Below are 17,017 nucleotides of genomic sequence, written 5' to 3'. Positions count from 1 at the left end.
GATTTAATTTGGTGGCCTTTTCAGCGATCAGAATTCTTAAGTACTGAAGCTTTTAGGACATAAGGTAAATAGCTAATCGGCATGATTTAGTTGGACTGTTTTATCTTTATAGGAAAGTAAATGAATCCGCACTCACTACCAAAAAAGAAAGAACTGGGTGCATACTATACACCACCAGAGTTAAGCCAAGTACTAGCGGACTGGGCGATTCAACATGCAGACAAAGATATCTTAGAGCCAAGTTTTGGCGGTTGTGGATTCTTCGATAGTAGCATTGCTAGGTTATGCGAGTTAGGTTGCCCTACACCAGAGGAACAACTCTATGGTGTAGATATTGATAACCATGCATTTAAGATATTGACTCAAAAGTTCAGCACAAATGTCAATATCTCAAAGCGCTTCATTTTAAAAGATTTTATTCAGGTGAAGCCTACCGAGTTTTCAGTCAGTGAATTTGATGTCGTTCTTGGTAACCCCCCTTATGTATCTATGCATAATATGACGGAAGAGCAACGAAAATCTTGTGATAGAGTATTGCGTAACTCTCCGTTTTCTACCAAGACAATGGGGCGAAACGCCAGTCTGTGGGCTTTTTTCTTATTGCATAGTTTAGAGTTTCTAAAAAATGGTGGTCGAGTTGCGTGGGTGTTACCAAGCAGTTTGTTGAACGCAGACTATGCGGATAAACTTATAGGGATTCATCAAAAACATTTTAAACGAATCAAAGTACTCAAACTTGCCGAGCGTTTTTTTAAAGAAGAAGGTGCACAAGAAACGTCGATTATTCTATTGGCGGAAGGTTTCCATAAAGAAGCAATGCCACAGAGTGATCTTTCAGTGAGTGTTGTTGAAAATGTTACTGAACTTAAGCAAGCAATAAATAGAGTTAGTGATTCCACATTTTTAAATGTAAAAGATTATAAGTTAGATATCATTTCATCTGCTGCGAAATTCTCATATCAAACGGTTCTTCAGCAAGATACAACAAAAGAACTAGGGTATTATGCTGATATAAAAATTGGCATGGTGACTGGTGCCAATAATTACTTCATTATCAATCGTTCGACAGCAGAACAATACCAATTACCTGAAAATGTTTTAAAGCCTGTTGTTGGTCGATTTAGTTATCTTCAAGGCATTATTCATGATAAAAACAGGCACAAAAAAAGTGTTAGGACAGATAAGAGAGTTTATTTAGTTTGTCCGACAGAAGAACAAATGGCAGATAGATCGTCTCGAGTCGCTCATTACTTGTCAAGAATATCGGATGAGGACAGAGAGAAGAATCGTACCTTTAGTAAACGCCCATACTGGTTTTCTCCTGGATGGGGTGTTGATGGTATAAAAGCCGATTGTTTCTTGTCTTACATGATTCATCGTGGTCCGAGAATGGTAGTAAACACAGGTAAGCAGTTCAATTGCACCAATTCTATTCACAAAGTGATTTTTCGTGAAAATGTGAGTGCGCAATATAAGCGTGCTATGGCAATAACAATGCTATCGACTTTTACTCAGTTTTCTGCTGAATTAGAAGGGCGAGCATATAGTTCAGGAGTCTTGAAAATTGAGCCTTCTGCGGGACGTCGTATAAAAGTATTGTTTTCGGAACAATGTATAGATGATTTGGATTCTCTGAAGCCAAAGGTTGAAAAAGCATTATTGCAAGAAGATTTTTATATAGCAGCTCAGTTGGTTGATGAAGTACTAATAAAACATGAGCTTATAACTCGAGAACAATGTCAATACCTTGTTAGAGCTGTCTATGATTTAAGATGTGAGCGGTATAAGGGAGCTAGAAACTATACAGATTAAAAAGGCTAAATGAATGTTAGCCTTTTTACTGATTTAGCCGATGTATAGGAGTTGTTCTCGATGTACTTTGCAAGCGATCTAGAAGAGCCTTATAGTACGGTATAAGCCATATTTTTTCACACTCTATTACATGTTTATTCCAGCCACTATCATTTATAACTCCTTTTCCCCCTAGTTCGAATTCTCTAAGAATAAAATCGAATAACATTACAATGTCATAAGGTTGTTGTGGTAGTCTAGGGTGGTCGATTGGCGAAAATAGTTTGTAATGCACCTCTTCATCCACTTCGAGATACTCAGATTCAAAGTTGCCACCATATTGTAGGTGAAATTTTGGCTTGCTGATGTCATCATTATTAGTATCGAAATCGAAGTGAAAACGTCGAAGAATATGATACCCATTTTCTATAGGATAATTATCCCACCCATCAGGAATTGCATCGCACCCTTCAGTATGCTCTAGCATTAGATTTAGGACTAAACACTGTTCAGTGATAATACCTTGCTGAAGTTTGATGACTCCACCTAGAGAGATATGGAATTTTCTTTTACCTCCTTTAGGGTTTTTATATTGGAATATAATATTGGGTTTAATTGAAATATCTTCAACTAATGGGCGTTTTTTCCTTGTTACTCGACCCAATTTAGTGTGTAAGTCACTAAAAAAGCTGTATAACTGGTTATTGTTTGATTGAGGTAGTTCCGCATGCTTCTCAATTACAAATTTGGAAAAATTTCTTAGTATTTTTAGATAGTTAGCTGTAAATTTTAGGTCGATCTTATACACGCTACTCAACCTCAATTATACGTGGATTTCGAAAAAATGGTTCTTGCAGAAGAGTATCATTAAACTTAGAGCAAGATATATGCACAGGGTGAAGCTCATTTCCTTGATCTGTAATGATACCAAGTCCATCAGGATATCGTTTTTCGCAAACAGCACATATTGAGAAATTATGTTCGTCTGTTGCACCAAGCAACTTAGAAGCAGCTTCTTTAAATGGAAATGTCTCTAAATAGTTTTCTGGGTCCTCTTTTTCGTAAATTTCGTCTTCAAGTAAAGTAATCCACCAACGTTTTTTAAAAGACTGATTAAACACACCTCTATATAGTGCATTGTTAAATTGCCCCGAAATATTCTCAAAATAGTCAGTACTTACACCTAATAGTGCAGCGGCTCCTGCACTACTTACCAGAGGGCCTTCTTTTCTCAAGAGAGAACGAGCTAACCACCTAAATAGTCGCAAGTTTAAGCTATCCACTATTTCTTTTTCAGGAATCTGGGTTTCATCACTTTGACTTTCAAAGTCTCGTTTGGAAAGTATTGGCTTGATCATTGCCTCAATTTCTTCTGCAACTTCTTCTGGACACTCTATGAGCTTTAAAAATGTCTCAAGTTTGTTGCAGGACTTCAATGAAATATGGCTTTCTATATCAGCTTTAAATGCAGCATGATTGTTAATAGCATCATCATTTATGAACAGATCAAAATCACCAATTTGATTTGTTGGTGCTGTTTTTACTGATATTAAGTAAATCGGGGTACTTTCCGCATATGCACGGATAAGTGAGTATAATGCGGTACCTGTTTTAAAGATAGTTCGCGTTTTTTCAAGCATATAGTCCACAACTATTAACTCATACTCACCAGTCTCACTTTTGGTTAGCTTATTTTTTAGTTCTTCTGGATCAGGTTCAATAATATCGGAGATAACCTTTTCACGTTGTTCTAAAACATCTAGAAGCTCTTTTCTTGGGTAAGACTCTGTCTTGGACTTGTCATCAATAACTAGAATTTTCATATTAATTTCCTAGTGTTACTTGAACTTCAGCATTCCAGCTAGAAGAAGGAGAAACAAACTTTACATTTCCTTTGTGCTTTTTGAGAATATTTTGGACAATGTTCAAGCCCAAACCAGAGCCTTTACCTAGATTGCTTAGTTTTTCATCACCTAGCTTGGAAGATACCGAACTATACAAAGTACCTTCTGGGTCAAAGGTTCTTGGCTCAAATACCTTTTGCCAATGTTCCTTCTTAAGTCCGATACCGTTGTCTTTGACGGTGATGTAATGCGTACTATCATCTTTTACTACAGAAACTTGAATAAGGCGTTTCTCTGAATCACTAGCAATGAGTGATTTTATACTGTTTGATATTAGGTTGATAAGTACCGAGTATGCTTCAGCTGAGTTGAGCTTCGGTACTCCCAGTATAGGACTAATGTTTTCAAATTCTAATTCAATATCATACTGCTTTAAGAAAAACCTAAAACCTGTCTGAATGCGATTAAAAAGACTTCTATATGTAACTTTTTTTGATGACTTTGTGGTTGAATCTGAAAAAACTTCAAATAGCTCAAATAGGTCATCAAACGATTTTTTATACATATCTGCACTTTGTGCAATTGATATCAGTTCATTTTTTATGTCTACGTCTTCAATCTTGTCTGCGATTAGTTTTAGTTGGGCAGATTGGCTAATTAGAGCCTGAGCGATTCCTTTGACTTCATGAGCAAAAACAAATAATAGTGGAGCGGTTGCTGAAACAGCACGCAAAAGCTCTGATTCTGCCTCAAGTTCTTTATATTCTGAGAGTAGATATGCTTGCGCTGAACTTTTTTGGGCTTTAGTTTCTTTAGATATAACCTTTGAAGTAACCCCTTCAGTGGAGGGTGAACCACTAGAACCAACAGCTGTAGAGGCTATACTAGAAGATTCTGGTTTCGTCTGCAGCTCATTAGTAGCAGTAGTAGGAGACGCCCCTTTATTACGCTCGGAGGCCGTATCTGTCTTCGAAGCATCATCGCTCTCTACAGACGGTTCTTCATCTGTATCTTCTTGAGACCAAAGAGTATTAATAGCTTTAGTTATTCGGCTTTCGGTACTTTCGAATTTGTTTCCTACAGATTCTTCAAACTCTTGAGTGACTTTAGCATGTCGTTTTTTACGTTCTCGAATCAACCAAGCTTCATAGTTAATTGTAGCCCAATCCAAAGACATTCTAATGGCATCTTTTAGACTCTTGAAGTTGTCATTAGCTACCAAGCCTTCTCGGTCCATTTTAACTTGAAATGCATCAACAGCATTTCCTTCAATGATGACATTACCAATTAATGAGCGCGTACCTGGATGGTTTAGCATTGCTCGGTTAGGGGATATAATTCCCATATGAGTAGCAAGATCTTGTAGTTCAACAAAATCACTAGGGCCTCGACGGCGAGAAATATCGTGTGCAATGCCTAACCAGTCATCCCCCTCGTTAACCTCACCATATGGATAAACTCTAAACCCATTGAGGTATAGTTTTATTCCTGAATGTATATCAGTAATGTCCTTAAGAACTGAGCGAGTTAATAGAGTGGGATTTCTCCGATATTCAATGCCGTCACGACTTTTTAACGGAACAATGTGGATTGTAAACGATATACCTGAGAGCGGTAGAAACTTGCTATTGGTATAGGAATATGTTTGTGTGTCCGTTCCTTTACTATCGAGCTTGAACGCAAGAACTCCATCATCATCGATGCAACCAGATACAGTTCCCCAACCTGAACTTAATAGTTTCTCATCCGCTTTAAAAGTTGCACTACCTACTAGGTTTTCAAATTCAGGAGCATAGATATTTGCTTCAAAACCAGGATCTTCTTTAAAGTCATTACGTTTGGTTGGTGTGGCGATAGATATCAATGTGATACTTTTAAGGATCATCTTGAAGTCGCGTTCAGTGACTCGTTCGCGTAAGCGCCTTAATTTTAGGGTTGTGCCGATGGATCCTGTAGGAGATGTGTATGTATTGTACCGACATTTAACAGTAGACAGACGTTTACCGGGTACAAAGTCGTCCCAATCAAACTGAACAATAGTGTGTTCATAGCTATCGACTACTTTTGCACAAGTCGAAAGCTCGAGGTACTGAGCTAATCTTTGACAAGCAAACCGACCAATACCCTTGTTACCTGTTACAGGTCGACCATATAATTTGCTGAGTGGATGGCTCCGCTTGTTACTAGTGCCTATGGTCATCCAGTGTGTTTCTACGGTTTTAAACGTCATTCCTAAACCTTTGTCAGAAATGACTAGCTCCGAGTTACCTAGAGAGTGGTCAGAAGCATTAATAAGCGATACATTAACACTTGGGCTATCTGCGTCATACGCGTTTTTTATTAGTTCTGAAATACCAATATGATTCCGGCTTACCAATCTTTCACCGAGTTCGGTGATCAATTGAGCATCAACGTCAAAAGTGAGCGAATCGTTTTTTTCATTAAATTTTTCAGTCACAAGCTCAGCCTTATTTTTCTAAGAAATACCTGTTAGCCAGCGCCAGAATAATCCCAGAAAGACTGGCATGACTAAATAGAGAATGAGTGTAAAGCACACTATTATTCATTTTACCAAAGTAAAGTTTACCCGTTTCTTTTGAGTAGGGAACCTCTTTAAGGTGAAGATCTATGCGACCATCAACAACGATATTTTCTTTATCACGAGCCCATAGAGTTTTTAGTAGTGATTTTTCTGTGTCATCAATGACAAAGTACATGCGGAGGTTTGTAAATACTAACCAGCATTGTTGTGTGTCACTTTTGAACATGAGTAGAGCATCAGCCTTTTCAATATCCTCACATTCACTGAATCTTTCGAAAGTTCGAATTGACTCGATAACTTGCTCCTTTCTATTAAAATTAGAGCGACCTAATAAAAAATTCAGCATAAATTACTCCGTAGGAACTCTTTCTCGAGAAAGGTCTTGGTTTGCAGAAGCTAGCAGTCTTGGTAACACAACAGGCCAACCGGCACCAACAAAAACACTGGCAGTGCGGCTAATCTCAAAAATGTCAGCAGCTGCGCCAACTAATCCTGCGATGCCAGCGCCAATCCCCCATAACAAAAAGACTCCAATCCCTGAGAATCCATTATATGATAGCTTCAATAGGCTATTTTTATTTGTAGTTTTTGATGTGCAGAAATCTAGCATTATAATTAATAAGCCAAATATTGCAGCAGCCAGACCAAAAGTAACGACTGTATAGTTAGCATTTGTTGCTTCTCCTAAAAGAGCTAGGTCTAGCGCTAGTTGTATTGTATCCATTAGTGATTTTCCATTGCTAATGATTCCACAGCACACCTTGCCCTGCCATAATTCATTAGACTTGAACCATTTAGTTTACTTGTTATACCAAGGCTGCGTTTAGATAGTTAATCGTTTATATCAGCCGGTACTGCCAGCGATAAGCCAACACGATATAACTATGCTCTCATATCAAGGGGTTTCATTCACGTTTTTAATGACATTGAGAGAATATTTTTAGTTATTGAGAGAAAATCAGAAGAGGTATGCTTAGACTTAATTCAGCAGTTATTGCTTCTTGCTTTATATACAAATTAATCAATATGACAAATGGTATGAAACTTTATTACTTGTTGTCGGTAACTTTGAAATAGGTAAAACTCAAGTAGTATGATACTTTATTTTCTTGCTCCACCAAAATCATACGGCAGCACAAGGCTTTCAGCGACTCTGAGAATGATACTTTATTACCTTCCTACAATTGTTGTGTAGGAGAGGAATAAAGACTCATACTAAGTAATAAAGATTCATACTGAGTATTAAAGTATCATACTAGAATGGCAGCGTTCACATCGGTACGCTGCCATTTATAAATCGAAAATTCCCCCAAATTCGTTTTGATCATATAAGTTGTGTTAGTTCTTGACCTACTATTTCTTAATTATAGGCCGCCACTTTTTGTTGTGCATACTATCGTTTTATTTGCGGCATAAACATGAAAATAGAAGTGAATCTGTTGAGTAAAATTGCCCCATCAATAGCTGAGATATTATGTGTTCCGATATTATCGCTATGATTTAAAAGGTTATTTTGTTTAATATTGCAAGTTTTTGTTATTTAATCTTGCAGGGCTACGGTTTCTTACTTTTTATGATCTTAATAAGACGAATTACGGCCTCTATAACGCCTAAAAATAGTATTAATGCCTCTGAAAAATCTTTCATAAATTTCTCCTTCATTACTTGTTATTTTTGTAGGCTAAACTTTTTTAAACTTATGTCAAATTATCATAAATGATTGATTTTAAATGAATTAATAAAATGTTCTGGGCGTTGACTGGAAGTTGCTGGGATTTTTCTGGAGTTCGGTGGTATTTTCTGGAGTAAAAATAAATATTTTTTCTGAAAGTGTCTATTTTTTAGGTTAACTGCTAATTTCTTTGCTAAAACCGCATAAATCTTTTTTACTTTTGGGTGTAGTGGTCAACTAAAATTGGCCACGGTTTTAGAGTTTTTCCAATACTGTAAACATCCCGTAATTAGTTGCTGCGTGTCTTGATGTATATTTCAGGTTTGAGTGAGTGCAATGAGATGAAAAGAGGTCGAGTAATCTGATGATTAAATATAAGTCGCAAAAATCTCTGTTATTGTTGGTGGTTTTAATCTTTCTTTTCATGGTGTTCCGTTTTTTGACTTTTGGATTAGAAAACACTGGCACTCAGAGAACGTTATCTTTTACTCATGGCAGTGACGTTTTAAGTGGAACACTGATCCTTCCGCCTCATGTTGTTTCCCCGCCATTTGTTGTCTTCATTCACGGCGATGGACCACAAGATCGCTGGTCAAACGGAGGCTATGTCCCATTGGTTCGTTTTCTGGTATCAAATGGTATTGCTGTTTATTCTTGGGATAAGCCGGGTGTTGGCCTTAGCTCAGGCAATTGGTTCGCTCAGACGATGTTCGATCGTTCGGTTGAGGCCGCCACAGCGATGAAACAACTTAGAGAACTGCCTGAACTGAGAAATAGTCGTGGCGGGTATCTTGGTTTTTCTCAGGCGGGTTGGGTTGTTCCTAAGGCGAGTCAGTTAACCAAAACTGATTTTGCTGTTCTTGTCGGTGCCGCAATCAACTGGCGAAGTCAAAGCATTTACTACACCGGAGAACGACTTAAACTAGAGCATTACGCTGTTGACGCGATAAAAGAAGCTCAGAAAAAAGCTGAACTGGCATTTAACGAACAGTTCAGCATCGCAAAAGCTAGCGAACCCTGTGCCTCTATTTGTACCAGAGCCGATTTTGAACGGCGTAATTCACAGTCTGATGCAAGAAAAGATATATCTGAGATGCATACAGCTACCTTGTTGCTGATGGGAGAACAGGACCGAAATGTCGATCACACGGAGACAGTTGACGTTTGGCACAGACTGCTTCCCCGTGATGTATCCCGATGTATAAAACAGTTACCTAACGCCACTCACGGCCTTCTCCGTAGCGAACTTTTCGACTATCAACTGTCATCTCAATGGCCTGTATGGAAAGAATACCTGTTTGTGTTATTCGGTCGTTACTCATATTCACCCAATGCTTTTAATATAATGGCTCATTGGATTAAAGATCAGCAATGCCCCAATTAGTACCAATTCATAGTACCAACTCACAGGAGCCGTTGTGATTCAAACGAGATCGTTATTCAAATACATTGTTATTCAAACAACAGAGTCAATGGATCTTTAACGATTTGATTTATATTGAACTATGACGAACCTGCGAATTCATAGCGACGTTTAAACCATTCTGCCAGATAAGTAAACGCAATACACAGGGCGACCAAAACGATAGATAACATGCCTACGACCGGGAAATCGGTCCCGCCATCAGATATTTTACTGTAAAGCGTGAGAGGTAATATATTCAGTTGGGTGCCGGACAGCGCTAATGCGGTCCCATATGCTCCGAGTGCCACCGAGACCATGACACATAGTGAAGTGATCATCGCCGGGTAAAGCTGAGGGATAAAGATGTAGCGGTAGCTTTGCCATTTTGAAGCGCCGAAACTTTCGGAAACCTTCATTTGCTGCCAGTCAAAATTTAACATGACGGGGAGCAAAATAAATACGGCTCTGGGGATCAGGTAGTAGCAATACGCCAGCCCCAGCCCAAAGGGTGTAAAAATCAGATTACCGAACACGGATTCCGGGACACCGACATGGCCGAGCAATTGCGTTACAAAGCCTGCTCTTCCGAAAGTGAGAATAAAACCGTAGGCGACAATCAACCCGCTAAAGACTAATGGGAGAGCAATCCCCACGCTTAACCACTGTCGGACGACAGGGTGGCACTGGCTTAAAAATCGGGCGATACACAGGGCAACGGTGAGTGAGCCTGCCGATGTGGCGAGTGCAAGAAAGAGACTCCCTTGGATACTTCCCACGAGGTAACTATCAGAAATCATGCGATTGAAGGTTTCGAGAGGCGCGGAAAGCGCCTCAGAAAAAACTAACATCACAGGAAAAATGAAAAACAGGCCGTAACCAAGCAATCCGGGAGTGACGGTGAGCCAACGCACCCATTTTACAAGTTTCACAGTTTTATCCTTATTATAATTAGTGAGTGAGGACCGCTTTCGCCCACAGCTTATCAAGTTGTGGTTTGATTTTAGCCGCGGCTTCAAGGTCCAGAGGGTGAATCTGAGGCGCTTTCACTAACTTATCCTGGACTGATTTTGGCAGGGGCATCTCTGTCAGTACCGGACGAACAAAGCCCTCTGCAAAAATGGATTGCCCCTTTTCAGACATCACAAAATTCAGCCATAATTTCGCTGATTCAGGATTCGGCCCATTTTTTACCATTGAGATAGCATAAGGTGTGGCAAGCGAAGCCTCTTTGGGAATGATGACCGCGACGTTCTCGCCCATACCATCTTTCATCATCGCTTTCAGACCATCGTTTTCGTAACCAATCCAAATCGGAATTTCACCTTTAACGAACTGTGCGTATGGTGTGGTTCCGACCACTCGTAAAGTATTACCGATGGTTTTTAAGTGGCCAAAGTATTGCGCGCCAGGAGCGACATTGGACATATCACCGCCTTGGGCATCATTTGCGGCTAAAACAACAACTTGTCCCTGACCAGTCGTTCGGGGATCTTGATAAACGATGCTGTTCTTGTATTCGGGCTTCTGTAAATCGGCCCAAGACGCAGGCACATGTTTAACCAGTTTTTTATTCACCAGAAACGCCACATTTAAAGTATGAATGGTGAACCATTTGCCATCCGGATCTTTAAAAACCTGAGGAATTTTATTGAAGTTAACGGGTTTGAATCCACTCAGAAGATGTCGTTTACTCGCATCAATTGCTGATGCGCCAAAGTAATATGCTGTATCGGCTTGAGGGCGATGTTTAGATTTCTCCAGCGCAACAACCGTTGCTGCTGACCCCAAATCATTGTAAACAATTTCCATCCCCGGATAGCGTTTTTTGAATGCTTTAAACATCGTGCCCCAGTTCGCCCAAGTCGGGCCGGTGTCAAATGAAACCACCATGCCTTCTTTGGTGGCTTTGTCGTATTGAGCTTGTTCTCCCGGGTACAATTCCGGGCTTTTTAGGGCTTGAGCCATACTGCTGCACACGGGTAACAGTGCCAGTAAGGTTGCCGCGAGCGTAGTCTTGAAAGATTTCATCAAAAGTCTCCGTTTTCAATCACATGAACCGATTCGGCAGGAATGGCGATTCGGGTTAATGGTGTCGTTAAATAAGGGGTATATACATCAAGAGGCTGGCCACTGACGCGTAGTCGGTAAGCCATGGTATGGCCGAGAAATTGCTGTTGTTCGATGGCTTCCACTGCAAATTGGTTGGGTGTTGTGGTATCTGGTGCTGCAATAATTTGTTCCGGTCGGATCACTAACTGAACGGACTGATTTGCCATCAAATCTGTTTGTGGTAAGCGAAGATCACCCAACGCAGTTTTGATCAGACCGTTTTGTGCTGTTGTGCCGGATAAAATATTGGCTTTACCGACAAAGCGAGCCACGGCGACGGAATTGGGGTGGTGATAAATCGTCAACGGCTGACCACATTGCTGAATTCGACCATTTTCCATCACCGCAACCTGATCGGCCATGCTCATGGCTTCTTCCTGATCATGCGTAATCAAAAAGGTCGTGATATTGAGTGTTTTTTGGATTTTGACAATTTCGTCGCGCATTTCCTGACGGAGGGACGCATCGAGTGCCGACAGGGGTTCATCCAGCAGCAGCGCTTGCGGTTCGAAAACCAAAGCGCGAGCCAGTGCCACACGTTGTTTCTGTCCTCCGGAAAGCTGGTGAGGCATTCGGTTTTCCATCCCCCCAAGACCAACCAGCTCGATCATCGCCATTGCTTTCTCCCGGGCATTGGCCGTTTTATTGATTTTGAGCGGGTACATGACATTCTTTAAAACGTTGTAATGCGGAAAGAGTGCATAGTCCTGAAATACAATGCCAAGACGGCGTTGCGAACATGGAATGCCCGATTGATCTTGATGATGAATGATGACTTGTCCTGAACTTGGCTGTTCAAATCCGGCCAGAAGTTTGAGTAACGTGGTTTTTCCACAGCCACTTTTACCAAGGATAGCCAGTAATTCACCATTGTTCACCGATAACGAAATATCATGTACACCGACATCACTACCGGGATACGTAAAAGAGACGGAGCGAAATTCAATCATTAGCTGTGACTCCTTGCATTTGATCCGTGAGGAAGACTGGAGAGTAGTGACATGGTTATTGCCAGCACCAGTAAAATCATCGTGGCGGCACAAGCAAGCCCCGTCGCGCCATAGAAAGCCTGTAGTAACAAGGTGGGGTAAGTCCGGTTCATAAATCCGGCGATAAGGTTGCTGAGTTGAAATTCACCCAATGAAATCGCTGCTACCGTCAAAAGGCCGGTCAGTAGTGATTGTGATGCCAGAGGCAAAAAGACGGTGACAAAGCGCCGGACAGATGATGCGCCGAAAGACTGCGCGACTCGGTCCAGACTTTTGAGGGGGGACTTCTCAATATCCGCCGACAGACTGAAGAAAAAATAAGGGAATGTCAGCACCCAGTGACCAAGAATCAGGACCCACGTGGTGCCGAGCCAGGGCAGCGCATCTGAGGTGAAAGCAAGGATGAAACCAAAACCTATCACCAGTTCCGGAACCGCTATCGGCATGAGTGCTGACATGCGGGAGATCTTATTTAATCGCAAACTATCCGTTAACTGGAGTAAGTACACCACCGGTGTCACCACCAATAAATTAACCAGACAGACGGCGATACAGACCTGCAGACTCATCAATAACGCATTAAGATAAGCGGTTGACTGCAATATCTGACGATACCAGTCGAAGGTAAATCCGTTTGGCAGCAGCGTATTGACCCAACTTTGTCCAAAGGAGCCGACTGCCAAAAGGAGAATTGGTAGCAACAAATAAATAATGTAAATAGACGTAATCTTTTTCATGACAACAATCGTTCAATTTGATTGTTTGTGATCATGATGCTGTGCGATGACATTTTGATTACGTATTGTTTAAGGTTTGTTTATGGCGCGATCGCGGGTTCATTGAATGACAGATCACCAAATAAGATGTTGCATATATTGGTTACAATGGCCTCAAGATCAGTGTCGTATCGGGCGCCTTTAATTTGAGGTGCGTCGCAGGTGGCAAATACTGCTTTATCGTAATGCAGACCATAGGCCATTTCTGTCAGAGTGCCGTAACCGCCGCCAACTGCAATCAGGGCAAAAGCGGTCTGAGCGATTAATGAGTTTCTGGTTGGCCCCATATTGGTGACGACAGGGATAGTCACGTAAGGGTTCGCTTCCAGCCAACTATCGCCGGGAAGCAGAGCGATCGATTTCCCGCCTGCCTGATAGACGCCTTTACAAACAGCTTCCATTGAGCCGTTTCGTCCGCCGCAAATGACACAAAGCCCAAGACTGGCAAGCATATGTCCAAGGGTCTGTGCGCATTGATATTGAGCGTCTGTCGCCTCTTTGGGGCCAATCACACCGACCGGGGGGATCTGAACTTCATTGGGAAAGTCGCGGATGAGTTTTAGGACCTCTTGCTGACTCAGGCACTCTTTCAGTCTCAGAGCAAATGCACTATCCGCATCGATAAGACGAATCAGTGTCGCTTTACCATTACAGTAAAGACGGTTGGTTGTTATTTCGAGAGAAAACAATGTATTCATGAATTTTTTATGACTCTTAAGCAGAATAAATCACAAAGGGTGTGAATTTTGGTAGATTTGAGCATAAACGTTCATTATGACAATTTGGAGATCATCAATTGTCCCGGGTCCGACACCAGAAATTATTAGAAATTGTTCGCCAGCAAGGGTATGCCTCGATCGAGTTTTTAGCCAAAAAGCTGGATTGTTCACAGCCCACCATTCGGCGCGATCTGAAAAAATTGTGTGATGAAAATCTCTTGCAGCGTTTTCATGGCGGAGTGACTGAAGCGGATACCGACGTGCGGTTGGGGTATCGATTTAAATCTGAAATGATGACGGACGCTAAATCGGTCATTGCTAAAGCCGCGTTAGCATGTCTGGAACCGACGGAGAGCTGTTTTATTGATACGGGCACGACGTGTGACCGGGTGGCATCGGCAATGGCGCTGTTGCCGGGGCGACAAATTATGACTCATAACTTATCTGCGGCCATGATTTTTGCAGCACATGGGAGTGAACATAATGTGATTGTGACCGGTGGTACTTTGCGAGGTGCCGATGGCTCTCTGACCGGCGCGAAAACCTGCGATGAAATTCGCAGCTATTTTGCAGACTGTGCACTGATTTGTGCTTCTGGTCTGGATTCATTGGGCAATGTTTTAGATTTCGATATGGAAAAAGTTGCGGTAAAAAAGGCCATGATGTCATCCGCAACACGCAGTATTTTGTTGCTTGATTCATCAAAATTTCGTAAACGGGGCGCTTTAAAAATCGCGCATCTCTCTGAGTTTGATCTTTGTATTACGGATATCTGCCCGGAACCGGATTACCAAGCGTTGTTTAAAAAGGCTGGCACAGAATTCGTCGTTGCCGGGGACTGAATCATCGAGCTGTCCGAAAGGCCGTTTTCTCGATATTTTCGGCCACAAGACTTCACGAAGCCATCATTTTTGCCGATCTGGCGATGATCGTCGCATGGTTCTATGAGTGATAGTTCCGTGAGTGGATAGTTCCGTGAGTCATGATTGTGTGAGGAGAAGCCGTCAGGGGTTGTGACTTCACCGCTCACCGCCTTGCGCTTTTTTCCTCTTTGCCTATCGTAATTTGACCACAAAACGACTTTCCGGCAAACCGGGGGCAACGGCTGACACTGCTTTTAACAACGTGCCGTCATATTCAGAAGGGGCTGAGAGTCCGACTCGTGCGCTGGTGCAGTATAAGGTCGCGAAATTATCTCCGCCGAGAACCGGACAGGTTGGCTGAGCAGCAGGCGAGGTCAGGATACTGTCGACCGTGCCATCGGGACGGTAACGGACAACCCGGCTTCCGCCCCATTTGGCATTCCATACGTAACCCTCGGCGTCCACACATGATCCGTCAGGTTCTTCTGAGCCCTCTGTCTCCGCGAAAACACGCTGATTTTTGAGCGAAGGATAATCGCAGCAGAAAATCCGGCCCAGTTTCGAATCGGTGTAGTACATGGTGCCGCCATCCGGGCTGAAGCAGATACTATTCGGGATGTACACATCGGGGAGTGCCAGTGTTTCGACTTCCAGAGTGTCGGCATTCAGTCGGTGAAATTTCCCCACCGGCTGAATTGGACTCCCTTCATGTATGGTACTAAAAACAAAGTTGCCGGAACGGTCACAACGGCCATCGTTGATTCGGGTTCCCGGCGCTCCCGGTGATGCCACCAGCGGGTTAAATGTCCCGGTATTCAGATGATAAAAGCCGAGCTGGGTGACCATGCCCATCAGCAACATGTCAGCCTTATCCGTCAGGGCAAACGAGCCGAGTTTTTCCGGTAACGGCCAGTGCCTGACCACATGATTATCCACTTGCATGGCAAGCAGTTCACTGCCTTTGATATTGGTCCAGTACAGGCTGCGCGTGTTCTCGCACCAGAGCGGGCATTCTCCCAGCTCATTTTTGACATCGGCTGCAATTGTAAACATGTAAATTTCCTTTGAATAAAAGTCAGCGTTGATCCTTTAACGTCAGGCTTGCTGAGTGTCTTGTGCAGAAACCCCGAAAAAGATTGGCAAGGTCTTCGGTTTATCGTTCAGCAACTGACGGTCATAACGCGTTTGACGCACTGAGTTGCTGTTCAAGCACCATAATATGGTCTCCTTGCGCAAAACAGAAGCCGTTTGAATCGTGTTTTTGTTGCAACGAGTTGACATATCTATCTATTGACCATATTGTTGTATTATACAACTAAGTGGGGCGAGTATGATTTCAAATTCAGATATCGATGCGATTCGTGCATCATCACGACAGCTGGTTCGACAGCTCGGATTTATGGGTGGACCATTTGCAGGAACCGATTTATCGCCTTCTGCTGTGCATGCTTTAATGGAGATCGAAAATGGTGAGAGTGTCACTGCGCGTTATTTAAGTGATTGTCTTCAATTAGAAAAATCATCTGTCAGTCGGATGTTACGTAAACTCATGGCCACCGGGGATATTCAAGAAGAGCCTCATACCCGTGATGCCCGAAGTAAACAACTGAAACTCACTCCCGCCGGGCAAAAACGGGTCGCTGCCATACATGCGTTTGCACAACATCAGGTGATTGAAGCGCTCAACCACCTGAATCGGCAGCAAGAAAAAACGATTATCGACGGGCTTCAGTTGTATGCGGATGCTTTATCCGGCCGATTGAGTGTCGCCAATCGGCGTCCTGAAATTAAAATATCCACGGGCTATTGTCATGGCCTGATTGCCCAAATAACGGCAATGCATAGCGCTTATTATTCAAGAGAAACTGGCTTTGGGCAGCCATTTGAATCTGCGGTCGCAAGCGGGCTCGCGGAGTTTTGTGGCCGTTTAGATCATGCTCACAATGAAATATGGGTCGCCAAACTGGGTGAAGAGATTGTAGGCTCGATTGCCATTGACGGAGAAGATTTAGGGCCGGGGAAAGCTCATTTACGCTGGTTTATTGTGGATGACAAAGCCAGAGGAACCGGTGTCGGCCATCAGCTTCTGACGGCTGCTTTAGCATTCGTGGATGCATCGGGTTTTGATGAAACGCATCTGTACACTGTTGAAGGGCTGGAAGCTGCGCACCATCTCTACGAGAAATATGGGTTTTCACGTATTGAACAATACGTGGGTGAGCAATGGGGAAAAGCGATGACTGAATTACGTTTTATGAGAGCTCACCCTTAAATTAAATCATTTCTGTGTGTGTAACCATCCGAAAA

General features: G+C 42.4%; 15 protein-coding genes. 4 read left to right on the top strand and 11 right to left on the bottom strand.

Annotated elements, in window-relative coordinates; translation table 11 throughout:
* Positions 1-120: 120 nt before the first annotated feature.
* The gene (locus OCV37_RS12710) at positions 121-1,812 is read left to right on the top strand and encodes an N-6 DNA methylase (protein WP_038182928.1); all 1,692 of its coding nucleotides are present in this window, start codon (positions 121-123) and stop codon (positions 1,810-1,812) included.
* Positions 1,813-1,837: 25 nt separating this feature from the next.
* On the opposite strand, the gene OCV37_RS12705 is transcribed toward OCV37_RS12710, so the two are convergent.
* The 5 genes from OCV37_RS12705 to OCV37_RS12685 are packed head-to-tail and all read right to left on the bottom strand — an operon-like array spanning position 1,838 to position 6,901.
* Complete coding sequence (locus OCV37_RS12705) at positions 1,838-2,599, bottom strand: hypothetical protein (protein WP_038182931.1); 762 nt, start codon at positions 2,597-2,599, stop codon at positions 1,838-1,840.
* A 1-nt stretch (position 2,600) separates the two neighbouring features.
* On the bottom strand, positions 2,601-3,614 hold the full coding sequence (locus OCV37_RS12700; RefSeq protein WP_038182933.1) for a hypothetical protein: 1,014 nt from the start codon (positions 3,612-3,614) through the stop codon (positions 2,601-2,603).
* A 1-nt stretch (position 3,615) separates the two neighbouring features.
* On the bottom strand, positions 3,616-6,093 hold the full coding sequence (locus tag OCV37_RS12695) for a sensor histidine kinase (protein ID WP_038182936.1): 2,478 nt from the start codon (positions 6,091-6,093) through the stop codon (positions 3,616-3,618).
* 10 nt (positions 6,094-6,103) lie between these two features.
* On the bottom strand, positions 6,104-6,523 hold the full coding sequence (locus OCV37_RS12690) for a hypothetical protein (protein ID WP_038182939.1): 420 nt from the start codon (positions 6,521-6,523) through the stop codon (positions 6,104-6,106).
* A 3-nt stretch (positions 6,524-6,526) separates the two neighbouring features.
* Positions 6,527-6,901: a hypothetical protein gene (locus OCV37_RS12685; protein ID WP_038182941.1), complete on the bottom strand. Its 375-nt coding sequence runs from the start codon at positions 6,899-6,901 to the stop codon at positions 6,527-6,529.
* A gap of 1,312 nt (positions 6,902-8,213) precedes the next feature.
* On the opposite strand from OCV37_RS12685, the gene OCV37_RS12680 reads away from it, so the two are divergent.
* The gene (locus OCV37_RS12680; RefSeq protein ID WP_038182943.1) at positions 8,214-9,233 is read left to right on the top strand and encodes an alpha/beta hydrolase family protein; all 1,020 of its coding nucleotides are present in this window, start codon (positions 8,214-8,216) and stop codon (positions 9,231-9,233) included.
* Positions 9,234-9,352: 119 nt separating this feature from the next.
* On the opposite strand, the gene OCV37_RS12675 is transcribed toward OCV37_RS12680, so the two are convergent.
* The 5 genes from OCV37_RS12675 to OCV37_RS12655 form a co-directional block, all read right to left on the bottom strand.
* Positions 9,353-10,183: an ABC transporter permease gene (locus OCV37_RS12675; RefSeq protein WP_051680655.1), complete on the bottom strand. Its 831-nt coding sequence runs from the start codon at positions 10,181-10,183 to the stop codon at positions 9,353-9,355.
* 19 nt (positions 10,184-10,202) lie between these two features.
* The gene (locus OCV37_RS12670) at positions 10,203-11,282 is read right to left on the bottom strand and encodes an extracellular solute-binding protein (protein ID WP_038182944.1); all 1,080 of its coding nucleotides are present in this window, start codon (positions 11,280-11,282) and stop codon (positions 10,203-10,205) included.
* On the bottom strand, positions 11,282-12,313 hold the full coding sequence (locus tag OCV37_RS12665; protein WP_038182945.1) for an ABC transporter ATP-binding protein: 1,032 nt from the start codon (positions 12,311-12,313) through the stop codon (positions 11,282-11,284). The genes OCV37_RS12670 and OCV37_RS12665 overlap by 1 nt, the downstream gene beginning before the upstream one ends.
* The gene (locus OCV37_RS12660) at positions 12,313-13,089 is read right to left on the bottom strand and encodes an ABC transporter permease (RefSeq protein WP_038182947.1); all 777 of its coding nucleotides are present in this window, start codon (positions 13,087-13,089) and stop codon (positions 12,313-12,315) included. The genes OCV37_RS12665 and OCV37_RS12660 overlap by 1 nt, the downstream gene beginning before the upstream one ends.
* Before the next feature lie 80 nt (positions 13,090-13,169).
* Positions 13,170-13,826 carry an SLOG cluster 4 domain-containing protein gene (locus tag OCV37_RS12655; protein WP_051680656.1) on the bottom strand — a complete coding sequence of 219 codons (657 nt, stop codon included), beginning with the start codon at positions 13,824-13,826 and terminating at the stop codon, positions 13,170-13,172.
* A 98-nt stretch (positions 13,827-13,924) separates the two neighbouring features.
* Here OCV37_RS12655 and OCV37_RS12650 point away from each other — a divergent pair, with 98 nt between their 5' ends.
* Positions 13,925-14,689 carry a DeoR/GlpR family DNA-binding transcription regulator gene (locus OCV37_RS12650; RefSeq protein ID WP_051680658.1) on the top strand — a complete coding sequence of 255 codons (765 nt, stop codon included), beginning with the start codon at positions 13,925-13,927 and terminating at the stop codon, positions 14,687-14,689.
* A gap of 213 nt (positions 14,690-14,902) precedes the next feature.
* Here the strand turns inward: OCV37_RS12650 and OCV37_RS12645 are convergent, their stop codons facing one another.
* Positions 14,903-15,763: an SMP-30/gluconolactonase/LRE family protein gene (locus OCV37_RS12645; protein WP_038182948.1), complete on the bottom strand. Its 861-nt coding sequence runs from the start codon at positions 15,761-15,763 to the stop codon at positions 14,903-14,905.
* Positions 15,764-16,040: 277 nt separating this feature from the next.
* Here OCV37_RS12645 and OCV37_RS12640 point away from each other — a divergent pair, with 277 nt between their 5' ends.
* On the top strand, positions 16,041-16,982 hold the full coding sequence (locus OCV37_RS12640) for a bifunctional helix-turn-helix transcriptional regulator/GNAT family N-acetyltransferase (protein ID WP_038182950.1): 942 nt from the start codon (positions 16,041-16,043) through the stop codon (positions 16,980-16,982).
* The last annotated feature ends 35 nt before the right edge of the window (positions 16,983-17,017 follow it).

Source organism: Vibrio rhizosphaerae, from assembly GCF_024347095.1.
Taxonomy (GTDB): Bacteria; Pseudomonadota; Gammaproteobacteria; order Enterobacterales; family Vibrionaceae; genus Vibrio; species Vibrio rhizosphaerae.
The sequence above is the reverse complement of the archived record's forward strand: the minus strand, read 5'-3'. Positions and strand labels throughout refer to the sequence as shown.

What these genes read in the sequence shown, in the direction of transcription:
- OCV37_RS12670 (WP_038182944.1), bottom strand. Translation starts at nt 11,282, where the DNA reads ATGAAATCTTTCAAGACTACGCTCGCGGCAACCTTACTGGCACTGTTA.
- OCV37_RS12645 (WP_038182948.1), bottom strand. Translation starts at nt 15,763, where the DNA reads ATGTTTACAATTGCAGCCGATGTCAAAAATGAGCTGGGAGAATGCCCG.
- OCV37_RS12685 (WP_038182941.1), bottom strand. Translation starts at nt 6,901, where the DNA reads ATGGATACAATACAACTAGCGCTAGACCTAGCTCTTTTAGGAGAAGCA.
- OCV37_RS12690 (WP_038182939.1), bottom strand. Translation starts at nt 6,523, where the DNA reads ATGCTGAATTTTTTATTAGGTCGCTCTAATTTTAATAGAAAGGAGCAA.
- OCV37_RS12655 (WP_051680656.1), bottom strand. Translation starts at nt 13,826, where the DNA reads ATGAATACATTGTTTTCTCTCGAAATAACAACCAACCGTCTTTACTGT.
- OCV37_RS12710 (WP_038182928.1), top strand. Translation starts at nt 121, where the DNA reads ATGAATCCGCACTCACTACCAAAAAAGAAAGAACTGGGTGCATACTAT.
- OCV37_RS12640 (WP_038182950.1), top strand. Translation starts at nt 16,041, where the DNA reads ATGATTTCAAATTCAGATATCGATGCGATTCGTGCATCATCACGACAG.
- OCV37_RS12665 (WP_038182945.1), bottom strand. Translation starts at nt 12,313, where the DNA reads ATGATTGAATTTCGCTCCGTCTCTTTTACGTATCCCGGTAGTGATGTC.
- OCV37_RS12680 (WP_038182943.1), top strand. Translation starts at nt 8,214, where the DNA reads ATGATTAAATATAAGTCGCAAAAATCTCTGTTATTGTTGGTGGTTTTA.
- OCV37_RS12660 (WP_038182947.1), bottom strand. Translation starts at nt 13,089, where the DNA reads ATGAAAAAGATTACGTCTATTTACATTATTTATTTGTTGCTACCAATT.
- OCV37_RS12700 (WP_038182933.1), bottom strand. Translation starts at nt 3,614, where the DNA reads ATGAAAATTCTAGTTATTGATGACAAGTCCAAGACAGAGTCTTACCCA.